Annotated in this window: 26 protein-coding genes and 3 tRNA genes; 10 read left to right on the forward strand and 19 right to left on the reverse strand. The window is 52.9% G+C overall.

Translation table 11 applies throughout. From position 1 onward, the window contains the following. Positions 1 to 2: 2 nt before the first annotated feature. From UR504_RS14690 to UR504_RS14745, 12 genes are all read right to left on the reverse strand, one after another. Positions 3 to 497 carry a spore coat U domain-containing protein gene (locus UR504_RS14690; RefSeq protein WP_143344621.1) on the reverse strand — a complete coding sequence of 165 codons (495 nt, stop codon included), beginning with the start codon at positions 495 to 497 and terminating at the stop codon, positions 3 to 5. Between the two features lie 32 nt (positions 498 to 529). Then, positions 530 to 1,072 carry a helix-turn-helix transcriptional regulator gene (locus tag UR504_RS14695; protein ID WP_127729532.1) on the reverse strand — a complete coding sequence of 181 codons (543 nt, stop codon included), beginning with the start codon at positions 1,070 to 1,072 and terminating at the stop codon, positions 530 to 532. Next, entirely contained in the window at positions 1,069 to 1,707 is a 639-nt protein-coding gene (locus tag UR504_RS14700) for an EAL domain-containing protein (protein WP_302235679.1), read from the reverse strand. Before UR504_RS14700 ends, UR504_RS14695 begins: the two co-directional genes overlap by 4 nt. A gap of 180 nt (positions 1,708 to 1,887) precedes the next feature. Further along, complete coding sequence (gene opgB, locus UR504_RS14705) at positions 1,888 to 4,179, reverse strand: phosphatidylglycerol--membrane-oligosaccharide glycerophosphotransferase (protein ID WP_302235682.1); 2,292 nt, start codon at positions 4,177 to 4,179, stop codon at positions 1,888 to 1,890. A gap of 270 nt (positions 4,180 to 4,449) precedes the next feature. Then, positions 4,450 to 4,932 carry a DUF2501 domain-containing protein gene (locus tag UR504_RS14710; RefSeq protein ID WP_232960158.1) on the reverse strand — a complete coding sequence of 161 codons (483 nt, stop codon included), beginning with the start codon at positions 4,930 to 4,932 and terminating at the stop codon, positions 4,450 to 4,452. An 82-nt stretch (positions 4,933 to 5,014) separates the two neighbouring features. Further along, entirely contained in the window at positions 5,015 to 5,752 is a 738-nt protein-coding gene (gene dnaC / locus UR504_RS14715; protein ID WP_014168503.1) for a DNA replication protein DnaC, read from the reverse strand. After that, the gene (gene dnaT, locus UR504_RS14720; protein WP_127729538.1) at positions 5,749 to 6,294 is read right to left on the reverse strand and encodes a primosomal protein DnaT; all 546 of its coding nucleotides are present in this window, start codon (positions 6,292 to 6,294) and stop codon (positions 5,749 to 5,751) included. The genes dnaC and dnaT overlap by 4 nt, the downstream gene beginning before the upstream one ends. 148 nt (positions 6,295 to 6,442) lie before the next feature. After that, positions 6,443 to 6,871 (reverse strand): organic hydroperoxide resistance protein, encoded by a 429-nt coding sequence (locus UR504_RS14725; protein WP_023310299.1) that lies wholly within the window; start codon positions 6,869 to 6,871, stop codon positions 6,443 to 6,445. Between the two features lie 84 nt (positions 6,872 to 6,955). Beyond that, the gene (locus UR504_RS14730) at positions 6,956 to 7,408 is read right to left on the reverse strand and encodes a MarR family winged helix-turn-helix transcriptional regulator (RefSeq protein WP_127729540.1); all 453 of its coding nucleotides are present in this window, start codon (positions 7,406 to 7,408) and stop codon (positions 6,956 to 6,958) included. A gap of 41 nt (positions 7,409 to 7,449) precedes the next feature. Beyond that, a complete protein-coding gene (locus UR504_RS14735; RefSeq protein ID WP_111964103.1) occupies positions 7,450 to 8,091 on the reverse strand; it encodes a TetR family transcriptional regulator in 642 nt (213 codons plus the stop codon). Positions 8,092 to 8,158: 67 nt separating this feature from the next. Beyond that, positions 8,159 to 8,632 (reverse strand): threonine/serine exporter, encoded by a 474-nt coding sequence (locus UR504_RS14740; RefSeq protein ID WP_020885295.1) that lies wholly within the window; start codon positions 8,630 to 8,632, stop codon positions 8,159 to 8,161. Then, entirely contained in the window at positions 8,623 to 9,399 is a 777-nt protein-coding gene (locus UR504_RS14745) for a threonine/serine ThrE exporter family protein (protein WP_115876516.1), read from the reverse strand. The genes UR504_RS14740 and UR504_RS14745 overlap by 10 nt, the downstream gene beginning before the upstream one ends. A 409-nt stretch (positions 9,400 to 9,808) precedes the next feature. Between UR504_RS14745 and UR504_RS14750 the strand changes: the two genes are divergently transcribed. Together UR504_RS14750 and bglJ are read left to right on the forward strand one after the other, a co-directional pair. Further along, complete coding sequence (locus tag UR504_RS14750) at positions 9,809 to 10,546, forward strand: helix-turn-helix transcriptional regulator (RefSeq protein ID WP_115876514.1); 738 nt, start codon at positions 9,809 to 9,811, stop codon at positions 10,544 to 10,546. Beyond that, the gene (bglJ, locus tag UR504_RS14755) at positions 10,543 to 11,178 is read left to right on the forward strand and encodes a DNA-binding transcriptional activator BglJ (protein ID WP_302235880.1); all 636 of its coding nucleotides are present in this window, start codon (positions 10,543 to 10,545) and stop codon (positions 11,176 to 11,178) included. Before UR504_RS14750 ends, bglJ begins: the two co-directional genes overlap by 4 nt. A gap of 38 nt (positions 11,179 to 11,216) precedes the next feature. Here the strand turns inward: bglJ and UR504_RS14760 are convergent, their stop codons facing one another. After that, complete coding sequence (locus UR504_RS14760) at positions 11,217 to 11,675, reverse strand: YbaK/EbsC family protein (protein WP_115876508.1); 459 nt, start codon at positions 11,673 to 11,675, stop codon at positions 11,217 to 11,219. Between the two features lie 328 nt (positions 11,676 to 12,003). Between UR504_RS14760 and UR504_RS14765 the strand changes: the two genes are divergently transcribed. Further along, entirely contained in the window at positions 12,004 to 13,350 is a 1,347-nt protein-coding gene (locus UR504_RS14765; protein WP_115876505.1) for a PTS sugar transporter subunit IIC, read from the forward strand. Positions 13,351 to 13,477: 127 nt separating this feature from the next. Here UR504_RS14765 and fhuF read toward each other — a convergent pair whose 3' ends face one another. Together fhuF and UR504_RS14775 are read right to left on the reverse strand one after the other, a co-directional pair. Then, positions 13,478 to 14,266, reverse strand: a complete 789-nt coding sequence (gene fhuF, locus UR504_RS14770; RefSeq protein ID WP_127729542.1) for a siderophore-iron reductase FhuF — start codon at positions 14,264 to 14,266, stop codon at positions 13,478 to 13,480. Positions 14,267 to 14,361: 95 nt separating this feature from the next. Next, on the reverse strand, positions 14,362 to 15,426 hold the full coding sequence (locus UR504_RS14775; protein WP_029740020.1) for a GGDEF domain-containing protein: 1,065 nt from the start codon (positions 15,424 to 15,426) through the stop codon (positions 14,362 to 14,364). A gap of 215 nt (positions 15,427 to 15,641) precedes the next feature. Between UR504_RS14775 and UR504_RS14780 the strand changes: the two genes are divergently transcribed. Next, positions 15,642 to 15,911, forward strand: a complete 270-nt coding sequence (locus tag UR504_RS14780) for a DUF1435 domain-containing protein (RefSeq protein ID WP_206529377.1) — start codon at positions 15,642 to 15,644, stop codon at positions 15,909 to 15,911. A gap of 41 nt (positions 15,912 to 15,952) precedes the next feature. Here the strand turns inward: UR504_RS14780 and UR504_RS14785 are convergent. The 4 genes from UR504_RS14785 to rsmC form a co-directional block, all read right to left on the reverse strand. Beyond that, positions 15,953 to 16,038, reverse strand: a tRNA-Leu gene (locus tag UR504_RS14785). 33 nt (positions 16,039 to 16,071) lie between these two features. After that, a tRNA-Leu gene (locus UR504_RS14790) sits at positions 16,072 to 16,158 on the reverse strand. Positions 16,159 to 16,186: 28 nt separating this feature from the next. Then, a tRNA-Leu gene (locus UR504_RS14795) sits at positions 16,187 to 16,273 on the reverse strand. Positions 16,274 to 16,445: 172 nt separating this feature from the next. Beyond that, positions 16,446 to 17,474: a 16S rRNA (guanine(1207)-N(2))-methyltransferase RsmC gene (gene rsmC, locus UR504_RS14800; protein WP_271368906.1), complete on the reverse strand. Its 1,029-nt coding sequence runs from the start codon at positions 17,472 to 17,474 to the stop codon at positions 16,446 to 16,448. A 102-nt stretch (positions 17,475 to 17,576) separates the two neighbouring features. Here rsmC and UR504_RS14805 point away from each other — a divergent pair, with 102 nt between their 5' ends. The 6 genes from UR504_RS14805 (at position 17,577) to UR504_RS14830 (ending at position 21,986) form a co-directional block, all read left to right on the forward strand. After that, positions 17,577 to 17,990, forward strand: coding sequence for a DNA polymerase III subunit psi (locus tag UR504_RS14805; protein WP_008502079.1), 414 nt, complete (start codon positions 17,577 to 17,579; stop codon positions 17,988 to 17,990). Continuing rightward, the gene (rimI, locus tag UR504_RS14810) at positions 17,959 to 18,402 is read left to right on the forward strand and encodes a ribosomal protein S18-alanine N-acetyltransferase (RefSeq protein WP_111964094.1); all 444 of its coding nucleotides are present in this window, start codon (positions 17,959 to 17,961) and stop codon (positions 18,400 to 18,402) included. Before UR504_RS14805 ends, rimI begins: the two co-directional genes overlap by 32 nt. 19 nt (positions 18,403 to 18,421) lie before the next feature. Beyond that, positions 18,422 to 19,099: a pyrimidine 5'-nucleotidase gene (gene yjjG / locus UR504_RS14815; RefSeq protein ID WP_271368903.1), complete on the forward strand. Its 678-nt coding sequence runs from the start codon at positions 18,422 to 18,424 to the stop codon at positions 19,097 to 19,099. 91 nt (positions 19,100 to 19,190) lie between these two features. Further along, positions 19,191 to 20,780: a peptide chain release factor 3 gene (gene prfC / locus UR504_RS14820; protein WP_008502076.1), complete on the forward strand. Its 1,590-nt coding sequence runs from the start codon at positions 19,191 to 19,193 to the stop codon at positions 20,778 to 20,780. Positions 20,781 to 21,079: 299 nt separating this feature from the next. Continuing rightward, complete coding sequence (osmY, locus tag UR504_RS14825; protein WP_039260909.1) at positions 21,080 to 21,697, forward strand: molecular chaperone OsmY; 618 nt, start codon at positions 21,080 to 21,082, stop codon at positions 21,695 to 21,697. Between the two features lie 127 nt (positions 21,698 to 21,824). Then, complete coding sequence (locus UR504_RS14830) at positions 21,825 to 21,986, forward strand: DUF1328 domain-containing protein (RefSeq protein WP_003856556.1); 162 nt, start codon at positions 21,825 to 21,827, stop codon at positions 21,984 to 21,986. Positions 21,987 to 21,989 lie beyond the last annotated feature (3 nt).

The raw sequence follows: 21,989 nt of genomic DNA on the forward strand, positions 1-21,989 counted from the left end.
GATCAGTACTCCAGTTTTAACGTGATATCGTCGCTGTAGGTACCTGCCTGGGCGGTTGTCAGCGCCCCGGCTTCAATGACGCCATACAGCGTTTCCTCCTGTTCCACACCGTTGCCGGTATCGTCCAGGCCATTCGTGCCGGTGATTTGCGTCTGTTTGCCTTCGTCGGCAAAGAGTTTCCACGCAATCTTCTGTGCGCCCGTTTCGCCGTTTTCCGGTTTCAGCCAGAAGGTTCCGTTTTCGCCGTCGTTGCTGGTGGCGGTGAGGGTGAAAGGCGTGCCGTTGGTACAGACGATATCGACCTGCGTTTTGGCCTGGATTTCGCTCGACTCATCGGAGCCGTGACGCGAGAAGTTGAGGTCGTTGGCTTTGAGGGTGCACGACTTTACGACCTCAAGTGATACGTGCATCGTCGCGCTTGCGCTACTGTCTGCGGCGATCGCAGCAGCAGGAAGCAGGAGAACGGAACAACATGCAACGGTGGGAATAATTTTCATGATTTTATTTCCTGACGTGAGTAACAGTGGAATTACAAAGCGAATGACTGAGCGTCCAGCAGGCAGAGTTTTCGATGGAATTCCGCCAGGCTGTGGCAGCAAAATTTGTTCATCGCGTTACGCTTGTGGGTGTAGATCGTTTTAGGGGACTTATTCATGATTTTTGCGATGCGAACCGGACTGAATCCTTTATGGAGCAACATGCAAACCCGTCTCTCCTGATACGAGAGCATGGCGGCGTTTTCGAAGGCGAATGTCGTGTCGCTAAAACAGTGGCTTAGCTGCGCAAAAGAGAGGTTGTCCGCGACCACTCGGACCCGCTCGTTGCGCAGGAAGGCGTGAACGTCGCAGACCCGCGCTGCATCCGTAAATACCAGCCAGTTCTCTCCAGCGTGTGTATTGAGCAGCCGTTCCTGCAGGCGAAAAAGCCCTTCCGGATTAACGTCATGGATCCAATACATCTCCGGGCGAGGGGTAACGGCCGTCGAGATCATCGAAGTGAGGCCAAGCCATAAAAACGTATTCCCGCTCAGAACGATAACCTGATAGCCAGCATTCAGAATGAAAGGGGTCATTTTCTACCCCACAGATAGCCCTGGCCGTAATCGGCCGCACTGGCGCGGGCCAGCGCGAAATCACCCGCGGTTTCGATGCCTTCGATCAGTACCTTGCTGGCGATGCGCTTGCACTGGCGGGTGAGATGCAGAAACTTTGCCTGCTCGATCCGTCCGTTCCAGAAGGTATGTTTGTCAATTTTGATGCCGCAGAAGCGGATCTGGCTGGTCAAAAGTTCGGGAAGAAGGTCTTCGCAAACATCGTCTGCCCACACTTCTATTCCCCACTGATGGAGCGTTGCGATGCATTTCCTCAGCGCCCGGCTTTGCGTATCGTCGAGTTGTACCATCGTATGGAGATCGGTGACCTCGATAGCAAGTCTCTCCGGGCAGGGTGTTTCTTCTTTGAGCCTGTCGAGGAAATCCGTTTCCAGCAGTAAATCCGATGTCGCATTGAGGTAAAACTTGTCGCCCTCTTCGCAAAACATGGCATGACGAAGCTGCGCAAAGAAGTGCGCCTTACGCAGCGTCGAGGACATCGAGCCAAAGTAGTCTTCAAGATCGACGTGGGGCTTTGCCGTGGACAATACCTCCCAGGCAATCACATTTTCGCTGCACAGTGCCCGGATGGATTCGAACTTATAGCCGGTTAGCATGATAAAAGTGCGTAACGCTCCGTGGTGATTTCAGGAGCTGCACATTTTATTTATTTGGTTTTTGGCGGGATATTTATAGATAAAAAAGGCTTATATAAAGTGTTTTTATCTAATTTATAAGGCTTATAAAGGATTATTTATTTTCACAAGCGCCCAGCGGAACGCCGGGCGCGACGCGCATTAACCCGCTTTGCTGATGATTTTGATTTCGACCATGCCAATTCCGATCTCGCGCGGTGAATGCCCAAGGATATTTCCCTCATTCGTGGACTGCGGGTCCGGCGGCACGATCACCAGGGTATTGCTGCGCGAAGGGTTCTCAAAATGCAGCGTTTGTGTGCTCACGTCGTATCCAAGCGTTAACGTCTGCTCCCGATCCCCCACGCGCACGGGTACGGGCTTGTTAGCATTGGGGCCATACGCTCTGGCGGTGATCACCAGGTCGAACTGTTCCGGCAGCGGATGGGCGTATTCAATTTTCACCTCATTGCCCAGCTGCGCGTTGGACCAGCGCCCCCAGGACTCCGGACGCGAGATGCCGCTAAACTGCTTCACTTCTTCCGGTGCGCCGGCCACGTTAAAGATAAAGCTATCCGCTTTGTAACGAATATCGTTATCGTTGATTTTCAGCATGTCGATGTTGTGCTGATAGCGCGCGGTATCAATCACCGTATCGTTGAACGCGGTTTTGCCCTTCCACTGCGCCTTATCAACGTGCTGCACGGTTTGCTCCCCGCCGAGCTGACCCTGAGAGACGCACCAGTCGGTAGAAAGCGCCAGCGGCTGCGACCAGAGCTGGCCCATTTTGTAGCATCGGTCGACCCAGACAAAATTATCGCGTGGCGCGAAATCGGCCAGCTGATAGCGCAGCGGCGCGGAATATTCGCTTTCCGGCAGCGGCTCAACGCGCCCTTCCGACACGCGCACCAGCAGCGGCAGACGGAAGCTGCTGCCCGAGAAGGCAATCGTGTTTTTATCCCGATCGACGGTGAAGTCCTTCATCTCTTTCGGGAAGTTCCACAGGCGGATAATGTCTGGCTTCCAGGCGAGGATTTTATCCTTCATGTTGAGGAACACTTCCGACAGGGACTGCCCCGACAGCGTGCTGCGGCCAAGGCCAATAAAGTTGTCGCCGCCCAGAATGTCCAGCACGGTTGCGCCGTTATCCATGGAGTTGCGTTTGGTGGCAATGACCTCCTGCTGCGGCTGGTCGCCGCGCAGGACGAAGAACAGGTTGCTGCGATCCTGCTTATTGAGCTGATCCCATGCGCTGTTTTTCATCGCCAGATGGTCAGACGAAACGACGATGACGGTGTTTTTAAACCAGGGCGAGGCTTTGATTTTCTCGACCAGCGCGGCAATGTGCTCCTGACTGCAGGTGACGGCGCTGAAAGATTTGTTGTTTTTGCCGTCCACGTCATAGCTTTTGCGCTTGCAGCTGCGCGAGACGAACCCGTCCGGATGGTGTGTGTCCACCGTCAGCGCAAAGAGAGAGAAACGCTTGCCCGCGCGGGACAGCTCCTCGAATTTCTTCCAGGTTTCGTCGAGTACCGTATCGTCATAGAAGCCCCAGTCGTTGCGATAGTTCGGATCGGCAACCGTCGTTTTTAACTCTTCTGAGCCATACAGGTGGTCAAAACCGTGGGATTTCAGGAACACATCTTTTCCGGCAAAGCGCAGGTTTGCCCCCTGCACAAAATAGTTTTCGTAGCCGGAGTTTTTCAGGATATCGCCGAGGCAAATATTCTGCGGGAAGAAGGTCGACATGGAGGCTGAGGCGTTACCTTCAAAAGGCGCGAACAGCGGAATACCGCACTGGGAGGCAACCATCCCGGCAATCGTATAATCCGTACCGGGCAGCTGCATGGTGTGGCTGAAATCGAGCCCTTCATTTTTCAGCGCACCCAGGTCCGGCGTCAGGTTCGGGAATGCATCGTTATCAAAGTACGTGCGTTCCAGGCTTTCACCGTAGATGTAGACCAGGTTGAGCTTCGGGTTGGCGATCGTTTTCGACGGTTCTTTGTAGTAAGCCACGAAATCCGGATCGCCGTCGCGCGACTGCGATTTCACCAGCTCGGTGATCTGATGGAACGCCGGGCTGGCGTCGACGGAGGCCAGCGCCAGGAATAACGCCAGCAGGCTGTAGCCATGATGGTGCGGATGATGGCGACGTCGACGCAGCACCCAGGCCAGCGCGCCAAATATCGTCACCAGCGCGACGATAAGGCCGAGCCCAGGCAGAATGTACTTGCCCACACCCGCGCCCGTCAGGCTGTTCGTCAGCGTGTAGAGTACCGCATCGTTAATACCGTCACCGGTAAAGTAATCGCTGGCGTATAAGGTAATGTTTAAAATAATAAAAATGCCGAGCACCACCAGCGTGGCGATAAACCACCAGGTGTTACGGCCGGCTTTCCACGCGTAAACGCCGACAGAAGCCAGAAAAAGGATAAGAGACATGAATTCAGACAACAGCATATCCTCGTGATGCCAGATAATTCGCTGGCTAACTGTTTATTTTTTGGGTCATACAATGTAATTGCGATGTCGTTAAGCTGCAATTTTAGTGTCACGAAAGTGTGCTGTTGTTAGGATTTGGTTTAGAAAATCGTTTTTATGAAGACGTGCACATCCTGACAAACGGACGCTGAGGCGGTGGCAGGTGGGGAAAACGCTCGTTTAGCGCCGCGCTGCAAGACTATCGCATTAAACGCGGCGTGTTGTGGCAGAAAATGGGATGGATCAGGAGATGAAATTAACGCCTTGTTTCAGCACCAGATCGCAGGCTTTGGTTTTCACCTGTTTTGCCAGAGAAGAGTTGCCGAGGGTGCTCAGATTCAGCTGCTGCCCGTTTTGTGCGTTAAGCAGGCCCTGAATGCCGTCCATATAGTTGGTGTCCGCTTTTTGCTCCTGGGTATCCAGACCCAGTTTACCCAACACCTGGTTTTTCACGTTTTGCGCGTCGGTCACGGAGGCCAGCTTTTGCTTCGCGCAATATTCCAGAATCCCCGCCGCGTTGTTCATCGTGCCCGCACTCAGACTCTGGGAGCTGTTGCCCAGCAGGCTGGTAAGAGAAGAGGCGGAGAGTCCACCCTGAGAGCTGCCGCTCTCTTTGGTCAGCTCATTTGCTGCGCTTGACAGGGACTCCTGCCAGGACGCCGCTTGCGCTGCGCCGGTCACCAGCAGCGCGCCTAAAAAGGTGCTGATTAGAATCTGTTTTTTCATTATGGCTCTCTCAAAAAGGTCCGTTTTGGGCCGAGGGGTTCCAGTATATACCTATGCCCTGTCGGCGATTCCTGGAACTGTCTTAATACTCTTTGCCGGTAACGCGGCTGCGGTAGCTTTCCCAGTCGAAAATGACATACAGGCTGTTACCCAGCTTCATGCGGTCCATGACGCGTTCACCTAATAAGCGGGTCATTTCGTCGATGTTGTGGTTCGTCAGCATGCCGGTGGGGCGTTTGGACGAAGAGCGGCGATCGACAATCTGGTTGATGATCACTTTTTCATAGCGGGATTCCGTCTGAACGCCAATCTCGTCGATGACCAGTAAATCGACATTGCTTAAATCATTAAGCAATTGCTCTTCACTGGTTTCGCGGTTGCTGAAGGTGTCTTTCATCGCGGACATGATATCGGCCACGGTGATGATGAGGACCGATTTACCGCGCAGAAGCAGCTCGTTGCAGATGGCGGCAGCAAGGTGATTTTTGCCGGTGCCCGGCTTGCCGCTAAAAATGAAGCTGGCGATATTGCCGTCGAATTCATCCACGTACTGACGGGCGGCGGCAAGGGCGTTCATCTGCCCGTTGGTCTCAATTTTATAGTTATCGAACGAGCAGTTCTGGTGCAGGGGACGGATACCGGAACGGTTAAAGGTGCGCTGCATTTTCATTGCCCGATTTTCGCGGGCAAGCGCGGCGGCGCGGATCTTGCCTTGCTCTTTTTGCCACGCCAGCAGCTCTTCACCGGTGGTGAAAGCAGGCTTCACGTTGGCAGGCATCATTTTTTGCAGACGTTTCATCAGGTCGCCGACGTTCTTCATTTCGCACCTCGGAATCCGCTGGGGATCTGTTTATCCGGTTCTGAAAACGCGTTGATGTCGCGTTTTGGCTGGCCATTGTTGCCGGCGCGAGTAATTTGCAGATGACGCGCGAGCTTTTGCTGCCACTGAATATGGGTGAAGACTTTACCTTCCGCCTGCCACCAGGCAGTAAACGCGGCAAGCTCTTCCGCGGTGGCCGGTTGGGTTAACGCAATCCCCCACAGCGCGGCCTGCCGCTGAAAATCCGCATCCGGCTGCCAGCCCGTGTAAAGAGCAAATTTTCCCATTGGAACGGTCACGGGAACGTTGACCGGCTCATCAAAGAACTGGTTGTCCAGCGTGACATCGCTCGCCGGGCGTGACAGTTGCGCTTCAATCTCCAGAAGCTGTGCCAGACGTTCCGGTGTGATTGCGTAAAACGCCGGCGCGTTGTCGGCAAAAACGGCAACCGTGCCGCCTTCAGCGTGGGTCAACACACCGCGTGGGTCGCGCATAAAGGCATCAATGCCAGCAATGCTGGTGGTCAGAATTCTGGAGGACATAACGCTTACTCTACTGATTACTACGGGCGTGATATGGGCTTATGGTAGCACAGAGAGGGGAAAGGGAAGGAGGGGATTTCCCCGGTGGTGCTGCGCTTACCGAGGCTACAGTCGTAGGCCGAATAAGCGCAGCGCCATCAGGCAGTTATCACGCAATGATGTTCAGCGTGACGTCGATGTTGCCGCGGGTCGCGTTAGAGTACGGGCAAACAATGTGTGCTGCATCGACCAGCTTTTTAGCTTCCGCAGGATCCATACCTTCAACATGGATGTTCAGCTTTGCTTCGATACCAAAACCGGTTGGCAGCGGGCCAATCCCCACTTCGCCTTCAATAAAGGCATCTTTTGGCAGGGTGAATTTGTCGCGTGCGGCCACGAACTTCATCGCGCCGAGGAAGCAGGCAGAGTAGCCCGCAGCAAACAGCTGCTCAGGGTTAGTCACTTCTCCGCCCATGCCGCCCATCTCTTTTGGCACACCCAGTTTGACGTCCAGTACGCCATCGGAGGAGGTGGCACGGCCGTCACGGCCACCGGTGGCTTTTGCTTTGGCGGTATAAACAACTTTTTCTAAAGACATGGCAGGTTCCTCATCTTGTTTTGATATGTGCTATTAAATAGCGTGCGATATATATGGGCAAATAATAACGCCTAAAGTATAGCGTTACGCGCGGTGTAGCTGTTGTCGCAAAAGTTCGAGCTCCTGTTTGAGCGTCACCAGAGTGTCAGTATCACACTGCGCTGCGCAACCCACCGCATCGGGGATACCCCGTGCCTGCTGCTGAAGTTCACGTCCCGTTTCACTCAGGGTGACGGCGACCTGACGTTCGTCTTTACGCGAACGGTGACGGTTGATTAGGCCGGCACTTTCCAGCCGCTTCAACAGCGGCGTCAGCGTCGCAGAGTCCAGAAACAGCCGTTCGCCGATGTCCGACACCGTTATGTCATCCTGCTCCCACAGCACCAGCATCACCAGATATTGCGGGTAAGTCAGGTTCAGCGGTGCCAGCAGCTGCCGGTACAGCTTATTAAGCGCCAGATTTGCCGAATAGAGGGCAAAGCAGAGCTGGTTATCCAGCTTGAGCGCAGCGGTTGCGTCGTTCGTTTTCGCGTTCATGAGATGAATATAGATAGTGTGCAATTTAATTGCAAGCAATTTTATGGGCAGGTGTAACGGAGCGCTACCTGAACGGCCATTTTGCGGTAGTGCTCGCGCTGAGCCTGTTCGTCTGCGCCATCTTCAAACAACAGCGTAAAGGTGTAGCTGTTGGCAACGTAGTGAAAGCTGAAGCTGCTTATCAGGCGGTGAAGATCGCGGGCGTCAACGGTCTGGCTGAATAGCTGTTTTTCTTTGCCCCGGTGCAGGATGCCCTCCAGCAGGTCGAGCGCGCTACGGTTGACCTGACGAAGATAGTTCGACTGCTGCATAAAGCGGCCGCGCTGCATGTTTTCCATGCAGATAATACGGATGTAATCCGGATGGTCGGCATGATAGTCAAAGGTAGCTTCAACCAGATTGACCAGCGCTTCGACGGGAGGCATTCCCGCCAGGCTTAGCGCTTTTTCACTGGCGCGAATCTGAGTGTAAACATGTTCCAGGACCAGGAGATAGAGGTTCTCTTTATTCTTAAAATGGTAAACCACCATGCGTTTGGTCGTACCCGCTTTCTCCGCGATCTGCTCCATGCGGGCACCGTTCAATCCATACTCGGCAAAAAGCGCGATGGCGCTCTGAAAGATTTTCTCTTTCAGGCTAGATTCTTCGCTGTGCTCGGGGTGTTCGCTGCCAGGGTTAGCCACATCCTTTCCTTATTTTCACCAAACGGACCAGAAGGATTATCTCCACGGCAGCGAAATAACACAAATATCAAACGCGTGGGCGTTTGCGGTACAGCCACAGCCCGGGGATCGACAGCCCGATAGAGAGCGCGCCAACGATGGACGACGCCTTAAGAAAGTTGCTCAGGAGGAGGATCATCTGAGGTTCGGTGTAGCCAAAATGGCTGATTTTCACCGCGGAAATCATCGCTGTGTACGCAGATATGCCCGGGAACATCGGGATAACGGCGGCGACGGTGAACACTTTTGGATGCGCCAGATACCAGCGCGACCACTGGATGCCGATACTGCCAACCAGCATGGAAGCCATAAATGTTGACCATTCGATGTTAAAACCCGCCGTCATCATCACCATTCGCGAGCCATGACCAATCGCGCCCAGCAGTGCACACCATGGCAACGCGCGTTGCGGAACGTTAAATACCATCGCAAAGCCGACGGCAGGAATGGCGGCCAGAAGCATGTCCTGTGCCAGCGCCAGCAGAAAATCTATCACGCCCATCCGCGTAACCCCCAGAGTGTCATGGCCATGACCACGCCGATGCAGGTCGCCAGCGTCAGCAGGCTGGCAATAGCCCAGCGTGCCAGACCTGTATTGATGTGCCCTTTAAACATGTCGGCGACGGCGTTTATCAACGGAAAGCCCGGGACCAACAGAAGCACGCTGGCGGCCATAGCAATCGTCGGGGTGCTGGCAAACTGCGGCAGGCGCAGCAGCAGACCGGAAACCGTGGTGGCGACAAACGCGGTAATACAGAAGTTAATTTGCGGATGCAGCTGTCGGTGCGTCAGCAACTGACGAACATACATGGCGATACTGCTGGCGAAAAAGGTGACGATCGCACCGTCCCAGCCGCCTTTATTGAGCTTACAAAAGCAGGCGCACGACAGCCCTACCATCAACACGACAAGCCAGCGCGGATAACGTAATGGCTTAATTTGGCTGAACCTTTTTTCAATCTCCCGAAGTTCGAGAAGCTTATGTTCAGCAAGGATGACGATGTGCTGCACTTCGGTCACGACGTGCATGTTAATGCCACGGTCATGGTTTTTGCGGGTGGAGGTCAGGCACTGACCATCTTTAATCGTGGTCAGCACAATGGCGTTGGATGAAATAGCGCTTTCAACGCTATCCATACCCAGCGCCAGTCCCAGTCGGGTGGAAAGCTCCTCAACCAGCGCGCTTTCCGCGCCATGCTGGAGCAGAAAAAGACCGCACTGGATACATAGCCGCGTGATAGCACGCTGCGTTGACCGATCTGCCTGCATGTATTGTCCTGAAAAAGGGTGAAAGTTGCCGGTTGGGCCATAGCAATTATTTTTAACACAAAGTGCAGTGTCTCTTGCTGTGGGCCAGATCAAGGTTTATGCAAACAGTTGCCGTCCCTTAGTGCGGAAGAGCTTGGGATTAATTTATCATTTTCATGAATAATTAATATTGAAAGATAAGTTATTTATATTTAGTTATTCTAATTTTATATTGTAGTTATTTTAATGGCACTGCAATTAAATTTTGTTTCGCTTTGTGAGATATTAGTGCTGTTTAGGCATTTCTTATACTAAGAATACATCTCATCTTCTACTTGTATTAACCTGCATTACACTCAGGGACAAAAATACTCATACGTTGATGCGTTTTAACGTTACTCATCAAATGAAGAATGGACACGGAGGGTCTATGTTGTCTTTGCACGGTAAGCATAGCGTTATCATCAGCCGGATACCTGTGATGCAAAACGGGTTAGGGGGCGTGATGACTCGCCATTTCCCCGATTTTGAATTGACCTATTGCAACTCATTGCAGGAGTTAACGCTGCTCCAGCTACGCCGCGCTGACGTCATCATTGCCGACATTTCAGGCGAATACTGGAATCCTCGAGGGGCGCTTGAAGAGTATTTCAGTTTATTGAATCAATACCGGAATATTCACTGGATCTTTTTAGTTTCGCGGCCACTTAACCCTATTGCCGTTGAGTTACTTGTGCGCCCTGAAAGTACGTTGCTTTCTGATATGGAACCCATTGAAGGCCTGGTTAACGCTGTACGGGCAGGTCGCGAACGCGCAGAGCGAGTAAGCCAGATGTTGTTAACCCCGGAACCTCTAAGTTCAGAGGAGGAAAACGAACATGTTATCGCGCTCACGCACTCCGAACGCAAGGTATTGAGACTGTTAGGTAAAGGATGGGGGATCAACCAAATCGCCACATTGCTCAAGAAGAGCAATAAAACCATCAGTGCGCAGAAAAACAGTGCGATGCGACGACTTTCATTACGCAGTAACGCCGATATGTACGCCTGGATAAACAGTACACAGGGAATGCGAGAGCTGAGTTTGATGTCAGCCTATGGAGAGTTCGAAGAATGGAAAAAACCGATTCAACAAGCCATATTGCCATCGTCGAAAATTGCACGATGAGTGCTGTTGGGCTAAAGCATCTTTTTGCGATGCCCGGCCTGAATCATTACCAACTGCATCTGTTTAGTGAATTTGACAGTTTTAAGAAAGCACTTCAGCACGTCAATTTTTTCTCGCTGATCTATTCATATTCCGATGCGCGGGAAGAGCGTCGTAGCTGCCTGGCGCACCTGTGGGATTTTGCGTTTACGCATGGTCATATCCAGCGCATCATCCTGGTCGCTGACGAGATGGAAGCAAGATTAATTAGCTATCTTTCCCCGTCACGCCTTCACGGTGTGGTTAGTAAATCGCTGACGCTTGAGCTCCTGCAGAAGGAACTCATGGTGTTGTTGAGTGAAACCTTGTGCATCAATGACAATATGATGAATCACTGGTACCGGAGTCAAAGCAGAATGTTAAGCCCAACGGAAAGGGCAATATTGCGTTATATGTCTTGCGGGTATTCCATTCCTCAAATCGCGGCACGGCTTGAACGCAATATTAAGACCATCCGGGCGCATAAGTTTAATGCGATGGTGAAGCTGGGGGTGAACTCTGACGTAGGGTTGCTCGATGCGGCAGATATTATTACCCACCTTTCGGCAAGAGAACCGCGAAGTCCGACGCTTAGCAAGCCGACCTTTTTATAACCTGCCTGTTGCGCGCCAGACAGGCTCTGGCGCATCAATCAGATGCAAACATCCACCCATTTTGCGGAAGTCAGCTCTGCCATTCTGTCAGGTGAGATACGCACAGCGCTGTGAATTGCGCCTGCGGCGGGCAGCACTTCGGCGTACTGCTTTAACGAGACATCGCAGTAAACCGCGAGCGGGTTTTCCAGGCCAAACGGGCACACGCCCCCAACGGGGTGACCGGTTATGGTCACCACTTCATCACTGCTGAGCATGCGCGCTTTTGCACCAAAGGTGTCTTTCAGCTTTTTGTTATCCAGACGCGCATCGCCTTTCGCTACCACCAGAATCACCTCATTTTTCACCTTTAGTGACAAGGTCTTGGCGATTTGTCCCGGTTCCACACGGTGGGCGGCAGCAGCCAACGCAACGGTAGCGGTACTCTGGCTAAGTTCAATGACGTCTATATCCGGCGCGTTGTCGGCAAAAAACTGCTGTACAGACTGCAAACTCATTGTTTCCTCCTGACAAATATCCTGCGTAATCTGTCATAAGAATTTATGCTCTGTAAATATCTCTTCAGTAACAAATATACCGAACGGCTGATTTCTGGATCCTCTTCACAATCACGGAAACCGGTTACAGTAACCGGTTGCAGAGCGTGATGCGTCGATTAATACTGAGTACGTAACGTCCCCTGTATCTAATAATAAGAGCAAATTATGAAACCATTCCGTCTTAGCAGTACTACTGGTACACAAGCCAGCAAGGTTGTGAAGGTGATTTATGGAACAACGTGCGGCGCAAATGTGCCCGTAACAAACGTCTGACAGGAGATCTGCCATGTCTGCCAACCATGCTGCGTTTAACCTAATATTCCGTTTTGTTGAAAATTACGTCAGCCCGATTGCCGGGCGGATCTCTTCCCAGCGTCATGTGATGGCCATTCGTGATGGGTTCATCTCCGCGATGCCATTCATGATTGTGGGTTCATTTTTGTTAGTGTTCGCATACCCGCCATTTTCGCCTGATACCACCTGGAGTTTCGCCCGCGCCTGGCTGGATATGGCGAAGCAGTTTGAAGGTCAGATCCTGACGCCGTTTGATATGACGATGGGCATTATGTCCATTTATATCTGTGCGGCCATTGCCTATAACCTTGGCAAACACTATGTCAAATCGCACCAGTTAGACCCGTTTATGTGCGCCATGCTGTCGCTGATGGCATTTCTGCTGGTCGCGGCACCGAAAACCAAAGGCACGCTGCCTGTCGACAGCCTGGGTGGAACGGGGATTTTTACCGCGATTCTGGTGGCGATCTACTGCGTTGAGATGATGCGTTTCCTCAAGGCGCACAACATCGGTATTCGCCTGCCAGACCAAGTACCTCCGATGATCAAAAACTCTTTTGATCTGCTCATCCCTGTGCTGGTGGTAGTCTTGACGCTTTACCCTCTGAGCCTGGTCATTCAGTCTCAGTTCGGCATGCTGATCCCGCAGGCCATTATGTCGGTCTTTAAACCTCTTGTTTCCGCAGCGGATTCCCTGCCTGCGATCCTGCTGGCCGTGTTGATTGGTCATCTGCTGTGGTTCGCCGGGATCCACGGAGCCGCCATCGTCTCCGGGATGCTTCAGATGTTCTGGCTCACGAACCTCGGCGCGAACCAGACCGCTCTGGCCGCCAGCCAGCCTCTGCCGCATATTTTTATGGAGGCGTTCTGGACGTTCTTTATCGTGATTGGCGGGTCGGGCGCCACGATGGGGCTGGTGATTTGCTATCTGCGTAGCCGTTCAGCGCATTTACGCTCTATCGGGCGTTTGAGCGTGGTACCCAGCTTCTTTAACATCAATGAACCTGTCATTTTCGGTACGCCGATTGTGATGAACCCGGTGTTCTTTATTCCGTTCCTGCTGGCACCGATGGTAAATGCCGTGCTGGCCTGGGCGGCGATGACGTTTGACCTGATTGGACGCGTCATCTCAGTAGTCCCCTGGACAGCACCGGCGCCAATAGGTGCAGCGTGGGCTCTGGGCTGGGATTTCCGCGCGGCTATTCTGGTTGTGGTTCTTGCCTGCGTATCGGCAATCATCTACTTCCCGTTCTTCAAAGTATACGAGAAACAGCTGCTGGAGCAGGAAGCGGAAGAAGCGCAGCGTAACGCGGAAGAGGACAATCAGCAGGTGGCATAGGTAAAAACAAAACGGCAACGCATGTTGCCGTTTTTAGTGGTTATTCCCTCTCCTTGTGTGAGAGGGTTTAGGCCGGGCCCGGTTTTGTAGGCCCGGTAAGCAAAGCGCCACCGGGCAATTCACTGCTCTACTTCAGCGTACAGTCCCCACACTGCTTAACGTCCGGCAGGCGATAGCGCTGGCAGCAGGTGCGGCGAACCAGAAGCCCATCACGGAGCACGACGGTGCGGAATAGCGGGTTGTCACGGCCATCGGAAAGCTGTTTTGCAAAGAAACAGGACTGACGCAGGGCATCAACATTCTCATCACCAAGCAGAGGCTTCATTTCCGTTAAATACCAGTGGATTAAATAGCCCGTATTGCTCCAGATAAGCTTTGCGTTAATCTCTCCCGTCGCTTCAAGCACTTCCACCACCGGGATCAGGGCCTGGATGATAAGCTGCTCCATACGTTCCTGAGCCGTCAGGCGTTCAGCGTTCTGGTCTTCGTGGAGATCAATCCAGAAACAGGCCGCACGCCCGGTTTCGTGGAACTCGACGTGGAAATTATCCGGCGAGAGTTCCAGCATGCTCTTCTGGGTTAACAGCGCCAGCATGAGGGGGGGCACCATCAGCCCGATATACCACTGCGCCCATAGAGAGAGCAGGGGTTTATTTTCCCGCGTAAGGGTGGGCTGATTGCGATAGATATGGTCGGAATAGGTAGCCAGCAGAGACTGCAGTTTTGTCGGGTGACGCCACTCTGAGAGCGTCATGGCGTGATTCGGGTGCGCTTCATCAAGCCGGATGAAGTCCAGCAGGTGGGCGCGCGTCTCCGCAATCTTATCCCGTACGGCATCCGCAAGCGAAACATTCCCGCTGGTGAGGGGCGCTCGCCAGAGGAGTGGTTCGACGATGTGTGCGGTATGCGTAGCCATAGTATAGATAGAAATCTAAATGATAATGATTGCCAATCCTAACTATTGCTTATACCAATGGCAAGACTTTTGTCCGGGTGACATCGTCGTGATGTTTAAGCCGTCTGCAGCTCTTCACTCAGCAGAATGTTATTGCGCCCCATATGCTTGGCTTCATAGAGGGCTTTGTCCGCTTTTTCCAGCGCGCCTTCTACGTCTTCATCCTCGAAAATGGCAATACCAATGCTGATGGTGACGTTTGTCGCTACGCTCTCGTTAAACAGATGCGGGATTTTCAAATCGTAGACTTTCTGACGGATCCGCTCGGCCGTCTGGCGAGCATGTTCGAGAGAAATATTCGTCAACAGCACCATAAACTCTTCCCCGCCAAAACGCGCCACAATATCGCGAGAACGCACGGCGTCGCGGATTGCCGCAGAGACACGCTTCAGCGCCTGGTCGCCCATCATGTGGCCATAATGGTCGTTATAGGCTTTGAAGTGATCGATATCCATCAGCAGGACAAAATGCTCGCCATTTTCAACCGTCGGCAGATTCTCCAGACGGCTTTGCAGACCGCGACGATTATAAAGCCCGGTAAGCGGGTCCATCATGCTGAGATCGGTAAGGGTTTCTCGCTCTTCCAGAAGACGTGAGAGCAGCTCCTGAGCAAAACGGTCGTTACGTGTTTGCAAAATGTTATGAATAGCAATTGCCACCACAGGAAGTGCGAAAGAATAGGTCATTCTCAGCCATATATCGTGATCGCTTAACCACAGGCAGACAATAAACGTAGGCAGTGAGTGCAGCGTAAAGGCTTTGATATTACTGGCGAATGCCAGCGTTCCGATAAAAAGCACCGTTAATAGGGCGATTAACAAATACGTCGCGTGATCGTGGGTAATTAAGGCGAATTTAGACACAATTTGCCAGGCCCACAAAATACCGAATATCCCTGAAACAACAGGAATATTTATCTTCCGCGCGCGCTTTCTCCAGTGCCAGACGAACAGGCCGGTGCTGATGGAGAAAATAGCAATAAGTGGGGCTGATAACAGGCGTACAGAATTGAGCGGATTTGTTACCGAGAACACTGCCGAGGTTGCGTTCAGAAATAAAAATAAACGTAACGACAATTGATATTTTCTGTGAACCAAAGACCGCCAGGATTGTGATGTCATAGTCGTGCGTTTTTATTAAAATTTAATTAAAACAAATAAGTAGGTGCTGTATCGCAATAAAATATGAAAAAAACTCAAAGAGTAATTATCAGAAAATCTTTAGATGTTGTTAACAGGTGTGCAATTTATCACCTTAGGCAATTCCTGTCATTACGGGAAAGGTAAAGGACGATGGATTTTGATTCATTCAGCTGACAAATGATAATCCGTGTCATATGATATTGGTTATCATTATCGCTTTGAGAGGGCAGAGCATGTTGAACAGGGCGCTTGGCAGTGGTTGGGGGGTATTGCTACCGGGAGCCATTCTCGGCGGGTTGACGTTTGCCGATCTCTCCCTTGATACATGGAAAGCGATCATTGTGTCAGGACTGTTAGTCACGTCAGGCATGATCTGGCATAAGCAACTGCGCCACTTTGTTTTACTACCATCATGTGTAGCACTGGTCAGTGGAATTCTGGTGATACTGATGAGCTTGAAATAACAGGGAAAAGAAGAGGAACTACAGAAGGGATGTAAGATAATTGGTGCGAGGGGGGGGACTCGAACCCCCACATCCTAAGGACACTAACACCTGAAGCTAGCGCGTCTACCAATTCCGCCACCTTCGCACAGTCATCTTACTATTGTTGATATCGCCTCGTTGGTGCGAGGGGGGGGACTCGAACCCCCACATCCGTAAGGACACTAACACCTGAAGCTAGCGCGTCTACCAATTCCGCCACCTTCGCCCAGTGCGAGCAATATCATTGTGATTTATGGTGCGAGGGGGGGGACTCGAACCCCCACATCCGTAAGGACACTAACACCTGAAGCTAGCGCGTCTACCAATTCCGCCACCTTCGCATACCATCGATACTGTAAAAGTATCGTAACCACGGAGGCGCATTCTAGATGTTTTCAGCTTTACGTCAACAGAAAAGTGCGCGCGACGCCTTGATTGCTGCAAAAATGGCCGATGCAGGCGCCATGCGGAGCCGGATGGTGCTTGCACTTATCCGGCCTGCATGAGTGGAGATTACTTTTTGGCCTGACGCGTCATCACGGTACGGTAGACCTTAAAGCGGCCGGTCTGGGCGATCACTTCGTGGAAACCGAAGGTTTCGTCAAGCACTTTCGGGTACGCCAGGAAGGCGTTCGCGACAATACGCAGCTCACCGCCGCTGTTGAGGTGACGGACCGCGCCACGGATCAGCGTTTGCGCGGCTTCCAGGCTGGTCTCCATACCGTCGTGGAACGGCGGGTTAGAGATGATCATGTCGAAGCGACCGGTGACGTCGGAGAAGACGTTGCTGGCAATCACCTCGCCTTCAATACCGTTTGCGGCAAGCGTTGCGCGGCTGGCTTCTACCGCCGGAGCGCTCACGTCACACAGGGTTAAGCGCACTTTTGGTGAATGGCTGGCGAGCACGGTAGAGAGCACGCCCGCACCGCATCCTACGTCCAGCACTTTGCCTTTGGTGTGCGGCGTCAGGGTGGAGAGCAACAGCTTGCTACCCGTATCCAGCGCGTCGCGGCTGAACACGCCCGGCAGGGTTTTGATGGTCAGGCCGTCAAGCTGGTACTCGTCCCAGTAAGCCTGCGCATCAAACGTTGTCTGTTTTTCCAGACGGCCATGGTAGAGACCACAGCGGCGAGCGCTGTCGACTTTATTCAACGGCGCGTAGCCTTCCAGCATCTGTTCAGCGCTACGCACGCCGCTGCGGTTTTCACCGACCACGAAAATATCGCAGCCGACCGGCAGCAGGGAGAGCAGGTTCATCAGCTGGAACTGGGCCTCAGGTTTATTCTTCGGCCAGTAGTAGATCAGCGTATCGCATTCGGCAATATCGCTCTGCTCTGCCACCAGGCTAAAGCGCGCGCGCTCGCCCATCTGGCGGCTCAGCACCTGCCAGTGGTGGTAGTATTGGGTATGGGCACGGCTTTCAGCACAGTCGAAACGCGCAGGCAGGTCATCCTGCATATCTCCGGCAAACAGAATACGGCTTTCTTCGAAATCATCACTGTGACGCAGCAAGACTTCACTTGCCGGGGTAAATGCAGACATGAATTGTTCCTCAATAAACTCAGGCGGGGATTATAGTAGGTAGATGGCGCACTTTCGACACATTTGCTATATTTGCGCGCCTGAGAGACAGGAGTTTTCCCTATGACATCCCGACGAGACTGGCAGTTGCAGCAGCTGGGCATTACCCAGTGGGCTTTGCGTCGCCCGACGGCGTTGCAGGGCGAAATCGCCATCTCCATCCCGGCGCACGTTCGTCTGGTGATGGTGGCAGAAGAACTGCCTGCCCTGAATGACCCCCTGATCGGTGATGTCCTTCGCAGCCTGAAGCTGACGGCCGACCAGGTTTTACCGCTGACGCCAGAGCGTGTCGCGATGCTGCCTCCTGATAGCCGCTGTAACAGCTGGCGTATCGGAGAGGCAAATGAGATCTCTCTTCAGGGGAGCCAGATCTGCTCGCCAGCGCTGGACGAACTGAAAGCCAACCCAAAAGCGCGCAGCGCGCTATGGCAACAAATCTGCGAATATGAACACGATTTCTTCCCTCACGACGCCTGACCTGTCCACCGCGTTCGCGATTGAAACACGCGCCCACGCGTTTCCGTGGAGCGAAAAAACTTTCGCCAGCAATCAGGGCGAACGGTATCTGAACTACCGCCTGGACGTTGACGGCACCATGGCCGCTTTCGCGATCACGCAGGTTGTTCTTGATGAAGCGACGCTGTTTAATATCGCGGTTGATCCCGCGTTTCAGCGCCGTGGGCTGGGAAGAGAACTGCTTGAGCACCTCATCCGTGAGCTCGAAACCCGTGACGTTTTCACCCTGTGGCTGGAGGTGCGCGCGTCGAATGTCGCCGCCATCGCGCTCTATCAAAGCTTAGGCTTTAACGAGGCGACAATCCGCCGTAACTACTACCCCACCGCAGAGGGACGTGAAGACGCCATTATCATGGCTCTGCCGATTGGATAACGAATATAAGGTTGTAACGATGAAATGGGACTGGATTTTCTTTGATGCCGACGAAACGCTGTTTACGTTTGATTCGTTCGGCGGCCTGCAGCGGATGTTTCTCGACTATAGCGTGACCTTCACCGCTGAAGATTTTCAGGACTATCAGGCGGTAAATAAGCCGCTGTGGGTGGATTACCAGAACGGTGCCATCACCGCGTTACAGCTTCAGCACCAGCGCTTTGACGTCTGGGCGGAACGCTTAAAGGTCAGTCCGGGGACGCTGAACGATGCGTTCCTGAACGCGATGGCCGATATCTGTGCGCCGCTGCCGGGCGCGGTTTCCCTGCTGAATGCGTTGAAAGGCAAGGTGAAACTGGGGATCATCACCAACGGTTTTACCGCCCTGCAGCAGATCCGCCTTGAGCGCACCGGCCTGCGCGATCATTTCGACGCGCTGGTGATCTCGGAAGAGGTTGGCGTGCCGAAGCCGGATCCGCGTATTTTCGATTATGCGCTGGCGCAGGCCGGAAATCCCGACCGCGATCGCGTCCTTATGGTGGGTGATACGGCAGAGTCAGATATCCTGGGCGGCATCAAGTCAGGTCTGTCGACCGTGTGGCTCAACGCGCATGGCCGCGTGAAGCCTGAAGGCATCGAGCCGACCTGGACCGTGACGTCGTTGAACGAACTGGAGCAACTCCTGTGTAAACAATGATTGCCTGCCCCCCGTTGATGGGTAAAATAGCCGCAATTTTGTATTCCATGATGCGTGGCGTGCTGCCGCGCTTATAAAAGAAGATTTAATTATGACGTTGTCTCCTTATCTGCAAGAGGTGGCCAAGCGCCGCACTTTTGCCATTATCTCTCACCCGGATGCCGGTAAAACGACCATCACCGAGAAGGTGTTGCTGTTTGGACAGGCGATCCAGACTGCGGGTACAGTGAAAGGCCGTGGCTCCAGCCAGCATGCAAAATCCGACTGGATGGAGATGGAAAAGCAGCGTGGTATTTCGATTACCACCTCCGTGATGCAGTTCCCGTATCACGACTGCCTGGTGAACCTGCTGGACACCCCGGGCCACGAAGACTTCTCCGAAGATACCTACCGTACCCTGACGGCAGTGGACTGCTGTCTGATGGTGATCGACGCCGCGAAAGGTGTAGAAGACAGGACCCGTAAGCTGATGGAAGTCACCCGTCTGCGCGATACGCCGATCCTCACCTTTATGAACAAGCTCGACCGTGACATCCGCGATCCGATGGAGCTGATGGATGAAGTAGAAAACGAGCTGAAGATCGCCTGTGCGCCAATCACCTGGCCAATTGGCTGCGGTAAGCTGTTCAAAGGGGTGTATCACCTTTATAAAGACGAAACTTACCTGTACCAGACCGGTAAAGGCCACACCATTCAGGAAGTGCGCATTGTTAAAGGTCTGGACAACCCGGATCTGGACGCGGCGGTTGGCGAAGAGCTGGCCGCGCAGCTGCGCGACGAGCTGGAGCTGGTCAAGGGCGCGTCTCACGAATTCGACAAAGAGCTGTTCCTGAGCGGCGAAATTACCCCGGTCTTCTTCGGTACCGCACTGGGTAACTTCGGCGTTGACCACATGCTCGACGGCCTGGTGGAGTGGGCGCCGCAGCCGATGCCGCGCAAAACCGACACCCGTGAAGTGGAAGCAAAAGAAGAGAAGTTCACCGGCTTCGTCTTTAAGATTCAGGCCAACATGGATCCGAAACACCGTGACCGCGTGGCCTTTATGCGCGTGGTGTCCGGTAAGTATGAAAAGGGCATGAAGCTGCGCCAGGTGCGTATCGGGAAAGACGTTGTCATCTCCGACGCGCTGACCTTTATGGCGGGTGACCGTTCGCACGTTGAAGAGGCCTATCCGGGCGACATCATCGGGCTGCACAACCACGGCACCATCCAGATCGGTGATACCTTCACCCAGGGCGAAATGATGAAGTTCACCGGTATTCCGAACTTCGCGCCGGAGCTGTTCCGTCGTATTCGTCTGCGCGATCCGCTGAAGCAGAAACAGCTGCTGAAAGGCCTGGTCCAGCTTTCCGAAGAGGGCGCCGTGCAGGTCTTCCGCCCAATCGCGAACAACGATCTGATCGTTGGCGCGGTCGGCGTGCTGCAGTTTGACGTGGTCGTTGCGCGTCTGAAGAGCGAGTACAACGTGGAGGCGATTTACGAATCAGTGAACGTCGCGACTGCGCGCTGGGTTGAGTGTTCTGACGTGAAGAAATTCGAAGAATTTAAGCGTAAGAATGAAGTTCAGCTGGCGCTGGATGGTGGCGATAACCTGACCTATATCGCGCCAACGATGGTGAACCTGAACCTGACGCAGGAACGTTACCCTGACGTTCAGTTCCGTAAAACCCGCGAGCACTAATCCCCTCTCTGAGCACGGCTCCCGCCGTGCTCTTCTTTAATTCCTGTCTTATTAATCCCTTGCGGAATGTTCTTAATTCAACGCAATTTCACGCTATTCGCGCGTTTTTTGCCCAATTCTGAAAGCGGCTCTGTGAGAGTGATCTATATTTAACTCAGTGTTTAACACCGGGCGTGGATAAATTAACTGTTCAATGCATGACTTTAGGTTATCCATTTTGCCCGCGTGTTTATTCGCAATATATAAAACTACTAAGGAAGTATGCAGCCCGAATAACGGGTCAACACAGGAATAGATCGATGAATATGACAAGACTGAAGATTTCTAAAACTCTGCTGGCTGTAACTCTGGGTAGCGTTCTGGTGAGCGGCTCCGCCCTGGCGGAAAGCAGCACCATGGATAAAGCACAATCCACGGCCGATAACGCAGGGCAAAAAATCGATAGCTCTATGAATAAAGTCGGCAACTTCATGGATGACAGCTCAATCACAGCAAAAGTGAAAGCCGCACTGGTGGATGATGAAGCCATTAAGAGCACCGACATTTCCGTTAAGACCGACAAGAAAGTGGTCACGCTGAGCGGCTTTGTCGAAAGCCAGGCTCAGGCTGAACAGGCGGTAAAAGTGGCGAAAGGCGTCGAAGGCGTTGCCTCCGTCAGCGATAAGCTGCACGTCCGTGACGGCAAAAACGCGTCGGTGAAAGGTTATGCCGGTGATGCAGCCACCACCAGCGAAATCAAAGCTAAACTTTTAGCAGATGACATCGTGCCGTCCCGTAAGGTGAAAGTGGAAACCACCGATGGCGTGGTTCAGCTTTCCGGTACGGTAGATTCGCAGGCGCAAAGTGAACGTGCCGAGTCTATCGCGAAAGCGATTGATGGTGTGAAAAGCGTTAAAAACGATCTGAAAACGAAGTAAATCTCGACCATTCGCCCGTCTGGCTAACACCAGCGGGCGAAATAAGAACGACTCTGGAAAAACGCCGGTGAGTGACCTGAGCGCTCACGTTTAGCGGCCGACATTAACTATGGTAAAGGAGAAGCTTATGTTTCGTTGGGGCATTATATTTCTGGTTATCGCGTTAATTGCCGCCGCATTGGGCTTTGGTGGACTGGCAGGTACAGCGGCATGGGCAGCTAAAATTGTCTTCGTTGTGGGTATTATTCTGTTCCTGGTCAGCCTGTTTACGGGACGTCGACGTCCGTAGCAA

Source organism: Enterobacter sp. 241F3 (genome assembly GCF_034106785.1).
Lineage (GTDB): Bacteria > Pseudomonadota > Gammaproteobacteria > Enterobacterales > Enterobacteriaceae > Enterobacter > Enterobacter vonholyi.

Excerpts from the sequence above, each read along its gene's own strand:
- UR504_RS14690 (WP_143344621.1), bottom strand. The coding sequence starts at position 497 with ATGAAAATTATTCCCACCGTTGCATGTTGTTCCGTTCTCCTGCTTCCT.
- UR504_RS14695 (WP_127729532.1), bottom strand. The coding sequence starts at position 1,072 with ATGACCCCTTTCATTCTGAATGCTGGCTATCAGGTTATCGTTCTGAGC.
- UR504_RS14700 (WP_302235679.1), bottom strand. The coding sequence starts at position 1,707 with ATGCTAACCGGCTATAAGTTCGAATCCATCCGGGCACTGTGCAGCGAA.
- UR504_RS14710 (WP_232960158.1), bottom strand. The coding sequence starts at position 4,932 with ATGAAAAAACAGATTCTAATCAGCACCTTTTTAGGCGCGCTGCTGGTG.
- dnaC (WP_014168503.1), bottom strand. The coding sequence starts at position 5,752 with ATGAAGAACGTCGGCGACCTGATGAAACGTCTGCAAAAAATGATGCCT.
- dnaT (WP_127729538.1), bottom strand. The coding sequence starts at position 6,294 with ATGTCCTCCAGAATTCTGACCACCAGCATTGCTGGCATTGATGCCTTT.
- UR504_RS14725 (WP_023310299.1), bottom strand. The coding sequence starts at position 6,871 with ATGTCTTTAGAAAAAGTTGTTTATACCGCCAAAGCAAAAGCCACCGGT.
- UR504_RS14730 (WP_127729540.1), bottom strand. The coding sequence starts at position 7,408 with ATGAACGCGAAAACGAACGACGCAACCGCTGCGCTCAAGCTGGATAAC.
- UR504_RS14740 (WP_020885295.1), bottom strand. The coding sequence starts at position 8,632 with ATGGGCGTGATAGATTTTCTGCTGGCGCTGGCACAGGACATGCTTCTG.
- UR504_RS14745 (WP_115876516.1), bottom strand. The coding sequence starts at position 9,399 with ATGCAGGCAGATCGGTCAACGCAGCGTGCTATCACGCGGCTATGTATC.
- UR504_RS14750 (WP_115876514.1), top strand. The coding sequence starts at position 9,809 with ATGTTGTCTTTGCACGGTAAGCATAGCGTTATCATCAGCCGGATACCT.
- bglJ (WP_302235880.1), top strand. The coding sequence starts at position 10,543 with ATGAGTGCTGTTGGGCTAAAGCATCTTTTTGCGATGCCCGGCCTGAAT.
- UR504_RS14760 (WP_115876508.1), bottom strand. The coding sequence starts at position 11,675 with ATGAGTTTGCAGTCTGTACAGCAGTTTTTTGCCGACAACGCGCCGGAT.
- UR504_RS14765 (WP_115876505.1), top strand. The coding sequence starts at position 12,004 with ATGTCTGCCAACCATGCTGCGTTTAACCTAATATTCCGTTTTGTTGAA.
- fhuF (WP_127729542.1), bottom strand. The coding sequence starts at position 14,266 with ATGGCTACGCATACCGCACACATCGTCGAACCACTCCTCTGGCGAGCG.
- UR504_RS14775 (WP_029740020.1), bottom strand. The coding sequence starts at position 15,426 with ATGACATCACAATCCTGGCGGTCTTTGGTTCACAGAAAATATCAATTG.
- UR504_RS14780 (WP_206529377.1), top strand. The coding sequence starts at position 15,642 with ATGATATTGGTTATCATTATCGCTTTGAGAGGGCAGAGCATGTTGAAC.
- rsmC (WP_271368906.1), bottom strand. The coding sequence starts at position 17,474 with ATGTCTGCATTTACCCCGGCAAGTGAAGTCTTGCTGCGTCACAGTGAT.
- UR504_RS14805 (WP_008502079.1), top strand. The coding sequence starts at position 17,577 with ATGACATCCCGACGAGACTGGCAGTTGCAGCAGCTGGGCATTACCCAG.
- rimI (WP_111964094.1), top strand. The coding sequence starts at position 17,959 with ATGAACACGATTTCTTCCCTCACGACGCCTGACCTGTCCACCGCGTTC.
- yjjG (WP_271368903.1), top strand. The coding sequence starts at position 18,422 with ATGAAATGGGACTGGATTTTCTTTGATGCCGACGAAACGCTGTTTACG.
- prfC (WP_008502076.1), top strand. The coding sequence starts at position 19,191 with ATGACGTTGTCTCCTTATCTGCAAGAGGTGGCCAAGCGCCGCACTTTT.
- osmY (WP_039260909.1), top strand. The coding sequence starts at position 21,080 with ATGAATATGACAAGACTGAAGATTTCTAAAACTCTGCTGGCTGTAACT.
- UR504_RS14830 (WP_003856556.1), top strand. The coding sequence starts at position 21,825 with ATGTTTCGTTGGGGCATTATATTTCTGGTTATCGCGTTAATTGCCGCC.